The organism is Paenibacillus sp. BAC0078, assembly GCF_054483875.1.
On record NZ_JBTLRW010000003.1, the window covers coordinates 483,509 to 497,627 of the forward strand.

Genomic DNA, 14,119 nt, shown 5'->3' on the forward strand with positions numbered 1-14,119 from the left:
TAATCACCCCTAGTTTATCCAATACAAGGTGGCTCTATCCGCACAAAAACCCGGCTGCAGCAAGTGCAGCAATAAAAAAAGGGTCCCATACGCCGATTCCTCCCGGAACCCCATACGAAACCCTTTTATAACAAACGTATTTGCTTAGCCCTGGCTGTCCAGCAATAACGTCACCGGACCCCAGTTGGTCAGCGATACATCCATCATAGCGCCAAACCTGCCAGTTTCCACCTGAAGCCCTCCGGCTCTCAGCTCCTGGTTGAAGTAATCATACAGTCGCTCTGCCTCGGCAGGCGCAGCCGCAGCCATGAAATTCGGCCGCCGGCCCTTACGGCAGTCTCCATACAGTGTGAACTGTGATACCGATAATATCGCTCCGCCTGTATCTGTAACGCTGAAATTCATTTTGCCGGCTTCATCCTCGAAAATGCGCAGTCCGGCGACCTTGTCCGCCAAATACTTGGCGTCCTTCTCTGTATCCTCATGGGTAACACCAACCAGCAGCATCAAGCCTTCTCCAATCGCTCCGGTCACTTCACCTTCTACGGTTACACTGGCTTCCTTGCAGCGCTGCACCACTACTCTCATTATGTCTTAGCTCCCTACCCTGAAATAACGATGTCCTAACGGAGGACATTGTTATGGAAGCCTCGAATTTGGCGAAGCCAAATTGAGGGTCATCTATGAAATCTCATCGTCTGAAGTGCCGCGAAAGAGCGGCATGTATGTCTATTGCATGATGCGGTTAACCGTATATACATCCTTGACCCGCTTCACCCGATCCACTACAGACTGCAGATGATCAGTATTGCGAATCAGAATGGTCATATGAATCATCGCCATTTTGTTCTTGTCCGAGCGTCCGGTGACTGCCGAGATATTCGTCTTGCTCTCCGACACCGCCTGCAGCACCTCATTGAGCAAGCCGTTGCGGTCATGGCCCGTAATCTCAATATCCACGCTATAGTTGGCCTCCATGCTGCCTTCCCATTCCACTTCGATCACGCGCGCCGATTCCTCGCCATCGCCATCTGTTGGAATATTCGGACAGTCCTCGCGATGGACGGAAACGCCGCGCCCGCGGGTCACATAGCCGATAATATCGTCGCCGGGCACCGGATTGCAACATCGTGCGAAGCGGACAAGCAGATTATCAATGCCTTTTACACGAACCCCGTTGGTCGGCTGATTGCGCTTCTCCCCGCTGGACTTGATCTCCTTCATTTCGGTCGTAAGCTCAAGATGCCCTGCAGCCTCTTCCAGTTCCTTGCGTAGCTTCTCCGTAAGCTTGTTCGCAATCTGCGAAGCGGTGATACCCCCGAAGCCAACTGCGGAGAGCATATCCTCCACATCGCCGAAGGCGAACTTTTTGGCTACATCGCTGAGCTTATCCTCAGTGAGAAAATCAGAAACCTCCATATTCAGCCGTTTCAGCTCGCGCTCTACCGCTTCGCGGCCCTTCTCAACATTTTCCTCGCGTTTCTCCTTCTTGAACCACTGCTTGATCTTGCTGCGCGCATGTGAGGATTGGGCAATCTTCAGCCAGTCGCGGCTCGGACCGTAAGAGTTCTTCGAGGTCAGAATCTCCACGATATCCCCGGTCTTCAGCTTGTGATCCAGCGGGACAATCCGTCCATTCACCTTGGAGCCAATCGTCCGGTTCCCTACCTCCGTATGGATACGGAAAGCAAAGTCAAGCGGCACCGATCCGGCCGGAAGCTCCACAACCTCTCCTTTAGGCGTGAAGACAAACACGAGATCCGAGAAAAAGTCCATTTTGAGCGACTCGACGAATTCCTCGGCATCCTTGGCCTCATGCTGCAGCTCCAGAATTTCCCGGAAAAACGGCATCCGGTTCTCCGGGTTGATGCTGCCGCTGCCTTCCTTGTAAGCCCAGTGGGCGGCAATCCCGAACTCGGCAGTACGGTGCATCTCCCATGTACGGATCTGAACCTCCGTCGGCTCCCCGCCCGGGCCTACCACTGTGGTGTGCAGCGACTGATACATATTCGCTTTGGGCATAGCAATATAATCCTTGAAACGGCCGGGCATCGGCTTCCAAAGAGTATGAATAATGCCTAATGTGGCATAACAATCCTTAATATTGTCTACGATAATGCGGATAGCGAGTAGATCATAAATCTCGTTGAACTGCTTGTTTTTGGTGCTCATTTTGTTGTATACACTGTAAATATGCTTTGGCCGTCCCGAGAGATCACCCTCGATGCCCATTTCATCCAGTTTGGCACGGATGCGTCCGATAACGCTCTCGATGAACTGCTCGCGTTCCGCCCGTTTCTTGTGCACCAGATTGGCAATGCGGTAATACTGCTGCGGGTTCAAATAGCGGAGGGCAATATCCTCCATCTCCCATTTGATCGCGGAAATCCCCAAACGGTCGGCGATGGGACAAAAAATCTCCAGCGTTTCATAAGAAATACGGCGCTGGCTCTCTTCGGACTGATATTTGAGTGTACGCATATTGTGCAGACGGTCCGCGAGCTTGATGACAATGACCCGGATGTCCTGAGCCATGGCGATAAACATTTTGCGGTAATTCTCGTTCTGCTGCTCTTGCTTCGAGCGGAAGCGAATCCGTTCCAGCTTGGTCAGACCATCCACCAGCATGGCGCAGGTATCGCCAAATTTCTCGCGGATCTGCTCCAGGGACACGGTCGTATCTTCCACAACATCATGCAGCAGCGCCGCAATAATGGAGATGACATCCATTTGCATATTGATGACAATATCTGCGACCGCCAGCGGATGCAGAATGTATGGCTCCCCCGATTTCCGAACCTGCCCGTGATGAGCCTGATCGGCAAATTCATAAGCTTCCCGGATGCGGAGAAGATCTTTTTCTTTTATATAGGCGCCGGCCTTTTCGGTTAATTGCTCTATGCGCATTCTCGTCGTATCCGTTTCCTTTCTATAATAAAATGAACCCGCAAGGGTTGCAGGATTTGCAGGTTCCATATGTTCCAAGCTACACTACAATCCGTTTAAAGTTGTCTATAATTATGACGCTTGCGATGGATTACGTCAACACTTGCCACACCGTGGCATTGCTGTAAGGTAAAGTGCCAAGAATGGAACAATTTCGTGGCACTTGTAAAAATGTTGTTGTAAAAAGACTCCGTTCTATTTAATCTAGTAAAGGCGGTTTTTTAGAACCTCACATAAAATAGACATGAAAGAGAAGTGAACACCATTGCAACGCGAAATTCAAGTTAACGAAAGGCTCCCTTGGGGCCCTGGCTTTTTGCTGAGTCTTCAGCATTTGTTCGCCATGTTCGGCAGCACGGTGCTTGTTCCTAACCTGTTCGGGGTAGACCCTGGCATGATTCTGCTGATGAACGGGATCGGCACACTGCTGTATATACTGATCTGCCGCGGCAAAATTCCGGCATACCTCGGTTCAAGCTTCGCCTTCATCTCGCCGGTGCTCAGCGTTCTGGCTAAGTATCAGGGTGATCATCAGCATGGATATTCGCTTGCACTGGGAGCTTTTATCGTGACCGGCGTTATTTTTATTCTGGTCGCATTGATCGTCCGTTATGCCGGAACCGGCTGGATTGATGTCGTATTCCCTCCGGCGGTTATGGGCGCCATTGTCGCTACTATCGGGCTGGAGCTGGTGCCGGTTGCTGCGCGCATGGCCGGGCTGATTGCTCCTGAAGGAGCCACCGACTGGACCCCGGACGGAAAAGCTATTACATTATCTATGGTTACACTTGGCGTAACTGTTATTGGTGCAGTCCTCTTCCGCGGTTTTCCCAAAATCATTCATATCCTCATCGGGATCGTGACCGGCTACGTTCTGGCTTATATCATGCATGTGGTGAACACAGATGCAATCTCAAATAGCTCTTTCTTCTCCCATCCAACTATTGTAACTCCTTCCTTCGACTGGGATGTTATATTCACAATTATTCCGGTATCGCTTGTGGTTATTGTGGAGCACATCGGACACTTGCTCGTGACCAGCAACATTGTCGGCAAAGACCTGACCAAAGATCCGGGACTTGACCGCTCGCTGATGGGCAACGGGATTTCCACGATTCTGTCCGGATTTTTCGGTTCTACACCGAATACAACCTATGGTGAAAATATCGGCGTTATGGCGCTCACCAAAGTATATTCGGTCTATGTGATCGGCGGCGCTGCAGTCATTGCAATTCTGCTCTCGTTCTCCGGGACGTTCTCCTCAATTATCTCCAATATTCCCCAGCCGGTTATGGGCGGTGTCTCGCTGCTGTTGTTTGGTGTAATCGCCGCATCCGGTCTGCGCATCTTCGTTGAGCAGAAGGTCGATTTCTCCAAGGCCACCAACATGATCCTGGCTACCTTGGTTCTTGTGGTCGGCATCAGCGGCATTTCGCTTAATATCTATGGTGTGCAGCTTAAAGGTATGGCACTGGCGACGATTGTTGGTATGGTTCTGTCCTTGCTCTTCAAATTAATTGAGGTGCTTGGCTTGTCCAACGAGCAAGACAGCGAGAAATCTGCGCACTAAATCCCGGTTGATTAGCTTATATATATAAAAGCGGACTGCTGTCCTTATTCGACAGCAGTCCGCTTTTTTTATTTCCCGGGAAAAGTCTTTCGACTCCCCTTTAGTCCTCGTAAGAAAGGAGCGAATGAATCTCAATGCCTGTAAGCTTGTTACGTCCGGCAAGCTGGGTCAATTCGATCAAGAAGGCTGCTCCGACCACTTTGCCGCCAAGCTGTTCGATGAGGCTGACCGAAGTAGCGATTGTGCCTCCCGTTGCCAGCAAATCGTCGGCAATAAGTACATTCTGTCCAGGTTTGACCGCATCCGTGTGAACAGCGAGTGTATCCTTGCCGTATTCCAGATCATATCCCACCTCGATGGTGTCATACGGCAGCTTGCCGCTTTTGCGAATCGGCACGAAGCCGACACCCAGTGCATAAGCAAGCGGTGCGCCTACTACAAAACCGCGGGCTTCAGGTCCGGCGATCACATCAATTTTCAGGTGCGCCACCATTGCTTTCAGCTCATCAATCGCCCGGCGGTAAGCTTCGCCATCTTTAAGCAGGGTAGTAATATCTTTGAAGCTGATTCCCGGCTGTGGGAAATCCGGAATCACACGAATACTGTCTTTAAAATCCATAACATCATCTCCTGAAAGTTTGTGAGCGTTACCTCACTGAATTATCTTCGAACAAACTCGCTTCGGAAGCATACGCTTAGTTTTGTTAGCATAATCTTCATCTGAAAACTCTCCGTACAAAACTCGCTTCGAAAGCATACGCTTAAGTTTGTGAGCGTTACCTCACTGATTTATCTTCGAACAAACTCGCTTCGGAAGCATCTGCCGCCAAATCATCCAGCTTGAGAGGCACCCGTGCGGCGGGATAGCATCCAGTCCTGCAGCTCGCTGCGGCTGGCTTCCATGAAATATTGCTCGATTTCGGCCGTTTGTCCCAATCTGACAAAATGCTCTGAAGCCGTAAGACTTTTGGCGGCAGGCTGTGTGACAAAGCTGATTTTGCCACGGCTGCGTTCGATAAAATCAAGCTCCTCGAACACATCCAGCATTTTGCCCAGCATCCGCGTGCTCATTGCAGACTGACGGCTGAGCCGCAGCAGCAGTTCATTCTCTGGTGTTGGAGCTGCGGCAAGCGCTGCCAGCAATTTATACAATGACTTGAAATGCTCCCGCGTCGGCGTTTGCAGCCGGTCACGGCCATCGCGGATCGAATGCAGCAGTGCGATATTATCTGCGTTCGGGAAAACAGCCAGCAACGCATCAAGCTGCTCCGGTGTTTCCGGCATATCGAGCAGACAGAGCAATGAAACCTGGGTGCTTTCTGCATTCTCCGGTTCATGACGGACTGCGGAAATTCCAGTCTCTTCATCATATACCCAGAGGGACATGCCTTGGAGCGCACTTAGAGGTGACATGCGGCTGTTCTGAAATACCGCCGCTGTCCTGAATGGGCTACCGCCACTGTAGGGCTGCAGCAGCTCTTGAAGAGATGCGGCTTGCTTCACCGCGTCGGCAGCGCCGCGCAGGTCAAACACCTGCGGATTCGGCACTGCCAGATCCTGCAGCATCAGTTGCGGCTTACGCGAGCCGTTCCATTCGTTAACCGACAGCTCTGCCAGAAGGTCAATCAAGGTGCCAGCCGGCAGCAGATCAGCCAGTGGCCCTTTACCGAAGGCCACAGCTTCAATTGTATTTTTGCCCTGCTGGAGAACAAGCTTCAAATGCTTGCCGTCCTGGCCCATTTTGCGGGTTTCTTTTACGGCAGCACCCCGAACAATAAACTTCGGCAGCGGGTTGGCCATTCCGAAAGGAGCCAGCCTGTCCAGTTCAAGCGCAGCCTGCAGTGACAGGTCGGCAATCGCCACCTCACCGTCTGCAGCCGTTACCGGCATGTAATGCTCCGGCGTCAGCACAGCAGCCGCATATTCATTAAGGGCCGCAGCAAAAGCCGCAAGCTGGTCCCGATGCAGACTCATCCCGGCAGCCGCCGGATGGCCCCCATAATGGTCCATCAAGTCTGCACAGGAGGTTAGTGCCTCATAAATATCCAGTCCGGGTATAGACCGGGCGGAGCCTTTGCACATTCCTGTCTCGGGGTGAATATCCAGAATTATAACCGGACGGTAATAGCGTTCCAGCAGCTTGGAGGCTACAATTCCTACCACACCCACATTCCAGCCCTGCTCTGCAAGAACAATGATATCCGGCAGCTTGCCGCGCCCCATTTGCTGTTCCAGCTTAACTGTGGCTTCAGCGACGATTCTTTCGACAACCAGTTGGCGCTCTTTGTTCAGCAGGTCCAATTCTCCGGCAAGCTCTTCCGCTTCAGCCGGCTGCTCTGTAGTCAGCAGCGTCACTGCACGTCCGGCATGGTCCAGACGTCCGCTGGCATTGATACGCGGGGCCAGGCCAAAAGCAATATTTACAGCGCTTACCGTATTCATCGTAATTCCGCTGACTCCAAGCAAAGCCCGGATGCCCGGAAAAGACGAGCGCTGCATGCTGGACAGCCCTTTGCGCACAATGCTGCGGTTCTCGCCTAGCAGCGGCATCAAATCCGCAACCGTACCGATTGCCGCAATTTCGCTCCAAGCCTCTGGGACCTCACCGTCCAGCAGCGCCTGGGCCAGCTTATAGGCCACACCGACTCCTGCCAAGCCTTTGAACGGATAAGGACAATCCGGCAGTTTGGGATTAATCAGCGCATAAGCCTGCGGCAGCAGCTCAGGCGGCTCATGATGATCCGTAACGATCACATCAATGCCGAGCTGACTCGCATAGGCGATCTGATGATAAGCGCTGATTCCGGTATCTACGGTAATAACCAGCGACACTCCCTGCTGCTGCGCCCAATCCAGGGCATGATTGTGCAGCCCGTAGCCTTCATTCGAACGGTGCGGAATATAAATGTCAAAAGAAGCCCCCAAGTGCCGCAGCAGATAGATCATCAGCGCAGTACTGGACACTCCGTCCGCATCATAGTCGCCATAAACAAGAATATGTTCTTCATCTTGCAGCGCCTTTCTGATTCGGGGAACCGCTTCTGCCATCCCTTTCAGCAGAAAGGGATCATGTTCCTCTTCGTCTCCGCCATCCATGAACATAAGCGCCTTGTCAGCCGTGTCCATGCCCCGTGTCACCAAGAGTGACGAAAGGAGCGGAGAAACAGAAAGGCTCCGGGCCAATTCCCGAACAACATCGGGATCGGCTGCCGGAGATTGCCATCTTGTTTTTGAATGAAGCAATAGATTTCACCTTTCTCTCACCTTGCGGACTACTGCAGCAGCGTGGGAATATCGTTGTCCACGAGCTCCTGGTTGCTTTTGTAAGGATAACCCGGATCATAAGGCACAACATCCATATGCACCTCGCCTACATGCACAAAACGGTGCTGCAGCAGCTTTCTGGCACATTCCGAGATATCCTGGGCTTCCATAACGGTAATACGCGGATTTACACTGATTTTAACTTGAAGGTTCACATAACGCCCCTGCTCCAAGGCCTGCAAATACTCTACACGGATAACGCCATGCACCCGCTGTACGGTTTCTATGAAGCTGGCCGCCTCCTCGGAGGGGAGCTCCTGAAGCTTTTTACCGTATACAGAGGCTGTGACTAGCGAATATCCTTTGCGAATCATAAAGCATCCGGTTAACAATGCGGCAATCGGGTCCATATACAGTAGCGGATGCCAATTGAACGTTCCGCCGGCTATCGCCAGGGAGGTTCCGATAAATACAGTGATTGAAGTATAAAGACTGAAACGGTGACTATCCGCGTAAGCGGCATGACTGCCATCGCCCTTTTTTTTGAAATAACGGTACTGATACTGAAAAATCGCCTCTTTAAAAACAATAGACACGAGGACGGTAACAAGCGCTGCCTGTCCCGGTGCCGATAAATGTCCTCTGGTCAAATCGCGGATCGCCGAGAAAGCAATTTGCAGCCCGCCCATAAGAATCAGTACTGAAAAGAGGATGGGAATAAGCGGTTCCTTATTGCTCTGCGAAGTCCGCTGTATCCCTCTGCGCTTCTGATCCTGTCTGCGCCACGGAAGCGGAAGAATTTCCGCCAGCTTGGCAGCCGCATCTGATCCGGAATATAATGCGTCACCCACTAATGCCTTACTGCCTGAAAGATAACCAACGCTTCCTTTGGCCAGCGCCAGCGCTATATCGCTGGCGACTCCTGTCCAGGTAACCGTCTCACTTTGCGGTGATTGTTTATCATTCATTACGAGGCCCTCCTTACCACTAGCAAGTCATCTCATGATGATGAGTTCCGACTGACATTCCACTCCAAAGATTCCGAAAAGCCGCGTCGTCATTGACGCGGCTTCCCGGGACAACTAAGCTTAGGCTTTGGCCGGTTTGCTCTTTACGGCTGTCTTCTGGCGTTTCTTTAGCAGCAGCCAGAGCGGACTTGCGATAAAGATGGAAGAGTAAGCTCCAAAGAGCAGACCGATAACCATAGCGAGTGAGAACATTTTAATTGACGCACCACCAAGTACCAGCAGGAAGAATGCGGCAACAAATACCGTAAAAGCTGTGTACAGGGACCGCATAAGGGTCTGGGCCACACTTTTGTTAACAAGCGCCTTCAGATCCTCATAGGTTCTCTGTTTGCCGAAGCGCAGATTCTCGCGGATCCGGTCAAAGATAACAATCGTATCATTGATGGAGTAACCGATAATCGTGAGCACCGCAACAATGAAGGTCAAATCGACCTCCAGCCGGAAAATGGAGAAAATGGCAACCACGATAAAAGCATCGTGGACAAGCGCCACAATCGCCGCTAAGGCGAAACGCCATTCAAACCGGATACTAACATAGATGATGATCCCTAAGCAGGACAGCAATACGGAATAGATCGCGTTACGGGCCAGCTCTTTGGCCATTTCCGTATCAACAGTGTTGATCTCGAAGGAGGCTTTGTCATCCAGCTTCGTAATTGCAGCCTTCAGTGCGGCGTCCTGATTGCTATCCAGCTCTTTATCATAACGGATGTTGACCCGATTCTCACCCACCGTAATATCCGGCTCATGCGAGATGCCAAGTCCATTAAGGGCGGGCTTTAGCTGCTCCAGGGTGATGTTCTTCGACAAAGACACGTCTACGTTGGAACCGGCCTTGAAGTCAACACTGTAGTTCAGCCCCATGAAGCTAAGGAAAGCCACACCAAGTAAAGTAATCACGATGGAGAAGATATAGAAATATTTACTTAAGTGTACAAAATCAAGCTCTTTCTTAAAGCGCACGGATGTCACTCTCCTTTACCCCAAATTGCTTCGGCTTTTTCAGAGTGCCGGCTTTGACCAGCACTGTAAGCAGCCAATGGGCAAAATAAAGGTTTGTTACGATACTAAGCACAATTTCCACAATCAGGATCAGGGCAAAACCTTTTACCGCACCTGTACCAAAGGCGAACATTACAGCCGCTACAATAATAGTGGTTACGTTCGCGTCCATGACTGTACGGAAGGACGTTTTGTTCCCTGCTTTGACAGAGGATAGGATGCTCTTGCCGTTGCGCATTTCTTCCCTTATCCGTTCATTTGTAATGATATTGGCATCGACCGCCATCCCTATACCCAGGATGAATGCGGCGATACCGGGGAGAGTCAAGGTGAAATCGGCAACGACGAACACCGCAATAAGCAGCCATGTATGCAGAATCAGCGCGAAGCTGGCCAGAACACCCGGCAGACGGTACATGCCGATCATGAAAATCAGAATAATTACCGAACCCACGAGACCGGCTTTGATCGTCTGATCAAGAGACTGTTTACCGAGTGTTGCGCCTACGCTTTGGGAATATTTCTCTGTAAGCTTCAGCGGCAGGGCGCCAAGGTTGATGGTATCGGCCAACTCACGTGCTCCATCTATAGTATAATTACCGGAGATTGAAGCTTTGCCATCAGTCAATACCGCTTGAACGACTGGTGGATTGCCTAACATCTGATCATCTAGATAGATAGCCATTTCTTTACCAAGCAAACGCTTGGTAATTTCCGCGAATTTGTCCTTATCCTTGATCTTGATGCTGATTTCCGGCCGGTTCAGATTGTCGCGTTGAACCTCTGCCGCACCCTCCACAAAATCACTGCCCACAAGCTCAATCTTGCTGTAGGTTCCTGCGGCATCGCCAGGGGCGGCACTGCGGAAGGTCAGAACTGCAGGTTCTTTCATCTTCTTGCGGACTTCGGCCTCGTCGGTAACGCCCGCAATCTTCAGACGGATGCGGTCCGTTCCTTCTGTAGTGACCTCAGGCTCGCTTGTTCCGAGTGCGTTTGCCCGTTTCTCCAGGCTCTCCGCCGTCTTCAGCAGCGAAGCACGGGACAACTGTGCCCCTGCCTCCATCGGCGTGGCTTGATACAGAATCTCGAAGCCACCTTTCAGGTCAAGCCCCAGACGGACCTTGTCCAGCAGCCCGGGAGTTGTGAATACCATGACGCCTGTTAAAACGAGCACGGTAATGATAAAGCTCAACAGTCTCTTCATGCTCTTGCTAGTTCCCCTTTCATTACTCAATATTCCTATTATAGCTACGTGCGAAATGACCGTCAATTCAGGCGGAAATGACGGCACGCGTTCACACAAAGAAACGGCCGGCTCCGCTCAAAGGGCAAGCCATCCGTTTTGATAGGAAAAGCTGAATTATTCTTCTCTTACTTTACTGCTTCCTGTAGGTGTTTGCAAAAGAAAATCGTTCCTTTTATCAGTTCAATCCCCGATAAGCGGCAATCGTCAGATAGTTCATATAACTGCTTGACTTCAGTGAATAGATGTCATTCACCAGCTTATGCAGGGGTGGCCTGCCTTCCTTGCTGTAGTTGCGGCTGACACATTCCCAAATATCCCTGCCCGTTACATATTCATAGCCGAGGAGGCGGAACTCCTCCGCTTTACTGCGGCACATGGCTTCGATTTCATCACTAAGCTCGTCGTAATTCCATTGTTCCGATTCCACGTGTTGACACCTCCAGAGATCACTTCCTAATGCATGTTCCCAAAGTTATGTATTCGACCTAGCTTCCTCTCTTTCCTTCTTCCGGTGAAAAGTTGTCACACCTAAAGCTTGTCATGGAAAAGCCTGCTTGCCCATATCAATGTTAGAAAGACTATATTTGGGAAGAAGGAGTGCCCTTTGAGGAAACAGACTTTTATTCAAGGAACCTTGATTCTGCTGGCCGCAGGCATCATTAACCGGATGCTCGGCTTTATTCCCCGAATTATTTTACCCCGGATTATCGGGGCCGAGGGGGTGGGCCTATATCAGCTTGGCTATCCGTTTTTTATCGTGCTGGTGACCATCATCACCGGTGGAATTCCGCTGGCCATCGCCAAAATGGTCGCCGAAGCCGAGGGAGAAGGCCGCCCGGAAGAGTCACGCCGGATCCTGCATAGCGGACTGACGCTCAGTCTTGGACTCGGTATCTTTTTTACAATTCTTGCATTGTTCAGCGCTTCTTGGGTTTCCAATGTGATATTAACGGACAGGCGTGTCTATTACACCTTTCTGAGCATGACGCCGATGATCGCCATTATTGCCGTCTCCGCGATTTACAGAGGTTACTTTCAGGGCAGACAGAATATGATTCCCTCGGCGCTATCCTCAGTGATAGAATCGGTTATTCGGATCTTTTTTATGCTGTGGTTATCATGGCTGCTGCTTCCAAAAGGGATTGCCTATGCGGCAGCCGGGGCGATGCTTGGTGTAACTGTCGGTGAAATCTTCGGCATGCTGGCTCTTTTGGGGCAGTACTATTTTATCGTAAAAAAGGACAAGAAAACCAACCAGTCCCATACCGAGAATATACCCGCCTCTACCCGGGATTTCTCCATACTTAAGCGGCTGATCGGCATTTCAGTGCCCGTTACCGCCGGACGGCTTGTCGGCTCCTTCTCCTATCTGCTGGAGTCCATAATCACTGCCCGCAGTCTGGCGCTGGCCGGAATCGCCACTGCCGCTGCCACCGCACAGTATGGCTCTTTGCAAGGAATGGTGATTCCCCTGCTGTTGCTGCCGGGGGTGCTCAGCTCTTCACTCGCCGTATCGCTCGTGCCTTCCTTGTCGGAAGCGGCGGCGCGCAAAGATCTGCCCACAATCCATAAAAGAATGCATCAGGCGCTGCGCCTGGCGATGGTAACCGGAGCCCCCTTCGCGGCGGTTATGTATATTTTTGCCGACCCGCTGTGTACGCTGATGTACGGCAATGCCGATACCGCACCCATGCTGCGGATGATGGCGCCTTTCGCCTTGTTTTTATATGTCCAAGCTCCGCTGCAGGCTGCCTTGCAGGCCATGGACCGTCCAGGCAGGGCGCTGATCAACACGCTGATTGGTGCGGTAATCAAAATTCTGCTCATTCTTACGCTCGCCTCCCAACCGGAATATGGGATCTACGGAGCAATTATCGCCATTATCGTCAACAGTATTCTGGTGACTCTGCTTCACGGGTTCAGCGTAATCAAGCTGATATCCTTCTCGCTGAGGCTTGCCGATCCGATAAAAACCTTCGCCGCAATGATCATCATGGCTGCCGGAATGTCTTACATCTACACCAAAGTGCCAATCGCTGAGGCGCAGTGGGCACAATTCCTATTCGCCGCCGGAAGCGGAATGGCCTTGTACTTCGGGATATGCATGTTGTCCGGCTTAATCTCCATACGTGATCTGGACCGGGTTCCTTTTATAAAAAAGTGGCGGTGAGCTGTCACCTGCTGCCCAGACGGTCTACATAGATTTTGCCATTGTGATCGATTGAGCATAGGAACACATCCCGAAAATCCGAAACCCCTTTCTGACGGATCTGTGTTCTCAGCCAAAATCTAGTCTTTCCAATCATCTCCAGATTCTCATCCTGTACCTTTCCATCCATGATCAGCGGAATCGGCAGGCCTTCATATCTGATTTTATGTTTCGGCAATTCAGCATCGCCTGTGCTCTCTCCTGTGGAATGCTCAGCGTGCTTGCCACGGTTGGCACCGGAGCTGCTGTTCCCGGTTGGATTGCTGGAGGACACGTTTTTGTCTTTCTCAATGACGGTAAGCTGTCCGCTCGGTTCCAGAATAGCAAATTCAACGTCTGCCGGACTGGTGATATTTTGTCCGCGCAGCTGCAGCAGCAGATCGTCAATGTTGTAGCGCTGTTTGCGCATCTCCCCGCGGTGCAGCTTGCCATCCGAGATGAGAATGCTCGGTTTGCCGTCCATCAGAAGCCGCAGCTTTCTGCTCTTAAGACTGAGCTGCGCAACCAGAACCTGAATTAGCACGAGTGTCGCCATCGGTACAAATCCGTCATAAATCGGCCGTTCAATATCCTCAATGGAAAAAACAGCAATCTCGGCAATCATAATCGAGATCGTTAGATCAAATACAGACAGCTTGCCGATTTCCCGCTTCCCCATAATCCGCATGCTCAGGAAAATGAAGATATACATCAGCACGGTCAGAAAGATATGGGCAGAAATATGCTGGAACATATTCTCTTCGCTCCCCTTCCAGTGATACCCGCGCAGCTGTTGTGCGGGCTGATTAATGTACCCCTATTCTGGCCTCTGCGCCGAGGGAGCATTCGGAAAACGGCTTATTAATTAATGGTAA

General features: G+C 51.2%; 11 protein-coding genes. 2 read left to right on the forward strand and 9 right to left on the reverse strand.

The window, feature by feature from the left end; genetic code table 11:
* Positions 1-144 precede the first annotated feature (144 nt).
* Complete coding sequence (gene dtd, locus ACX1DY_RS08925; RefSeq protein WP_458963822.1) at positions 145-588, reverse strand: D-aminoacyl-tRNA deacylase; 444 nt, start codon at positions 586-588, stop codon at positions 145-147.
* 141 nt (positions 589-729) lie between these two features.
* Entirely contained in the window at positions 730-2,907 is a 2,178-nt protein-coding gene (locus ACX1DY_RS08930; RefSeq protein ID WP_458963823.1) for a RelA/SpoT family protein, read from the reverse strand.
* Positions 2,908-3,211: 304 nt separating this feature from the next.
* Between ACX1DY_RS08930 and uraA the strand changes: the two genes are divergently transcribed.
* Positions 3,212-4,516, forward strand: coding sequence for a uracil permease (gene uraA, locus ACX1DY_RS08935; protein WP_458963824.1), 1,305 nt, complete (start codon positions 3,212-3,214; stop codon positions 4,514-4,516).
* 100 nt (positions 4,517-4,616) lie between these two features.
* Here the strand turns inward: uraA and ACX1DY_RS08940 are convergent, their stop codons facing one another.
* The 6 genes from ACX1DY_RS08940 to ACX1DY_RS08965 form a co-directional block, all read right to left on the reverse strand.
* Positions 4,617-5,135: an adenine phosphoribosyltransferase gene (locus ACX1DY_RS08940; RefSeq protein WP_458963825.1), complete on the reverse strand. Its 519-nt coding sequence runs from the start codon at positions 5,133-5,135 to the stop codon at positions 4,617-4,619.
* 212 nt (positions 5,136-5,347) lie between these two features.
* Positions 5,348-7,759, reverse strand: a complete 2,412-nt coding sequence (gene recJ / locus ACX1DY_RS08945; RefSeq protein ID WP_458963826.1) for a single-stranded-DNA-specific exonuclease RecJ — start codon at positions 7,757-7,759, stop codon at positions 5,348-5,350.
* Between the two features lie 29 nt (positions 7,760-7,788).
* Positions 7,789-8,748 (reverse strand): cation diffusion facilitator family transporter, encoded by a 960-nt coding sequence (locus tag ACX1DY_RS08950; protein ID WP_458963827.1) that lies wholly within the window; start codon positions 8,746-8,748, stop codon positions 7,789-7,791.
* Positions 8,749-8,868: 120 nt separating this feature from the next.
* A complete protein-coding gene (secF, locus tag ACX1DY_RS08955) occupies positions 8,869-9,771 on the reverse strand; it encodes a protein translocase subunit SecF (RefSeq protein WP_458963828.1) in 903 nt (300 codons plus the stop codon).
* Entirely contained in the window at positions 9,761-11,014 is a 1,254-nt protein-coding gene (gene secD / locus ACX1DY_RS08960) for a protein translocase subunit SecD (RefSeq protein ID WP_458963829.1), read from the reverse strand. Before secD ends, secF begins: the two co-directional genes overlap by 11 nt.
* 217 nt (positions 11,015-11,231) lie before the next feature.
* Entirely contained in the window at positions 11,232-11,483 is a 252-nt protein-coding gene (locus tag ACX1DY_RS08965; RefSeq protein WP_458963830.1) for a post-transcriptional regulator, read from the reverse strand.
* 177 nt (positions 11,484-11,660) lie between these two features.
* On the opposite strand from ACX1DY_RS08965, the gene spoVB reads away from it, so the two are divergent.
* Positions 11,661-13,226, forward strand: coding sequence for a stage V sporulation protein B (gene spoVB / locus ACX1DY_RS08970; protein ID WP_458963831.1), 1,566 nt, complete (start codon positions 11,661-11,663; stop codon positions 13,224-13,226).
* Between the two features lie 4 nt (positions 13,227-13,230).
* On the opposite strand, the gene ACX1DY_RS08975 is transcribed toward spoVB, so the two are convergent.
* A complete protein-coding gene (locus tag ACX1DY_RS08975) occupies positions 13,231-13,998 on the reverse strand; it encodes a YetF domain-containing protein (protein ID WP_458963832.1) in 768 nt (255 codons plus the stop codon).
* Between the last annotated feature and the right edge of the window lie 121 nt (positions 13,999-14,119).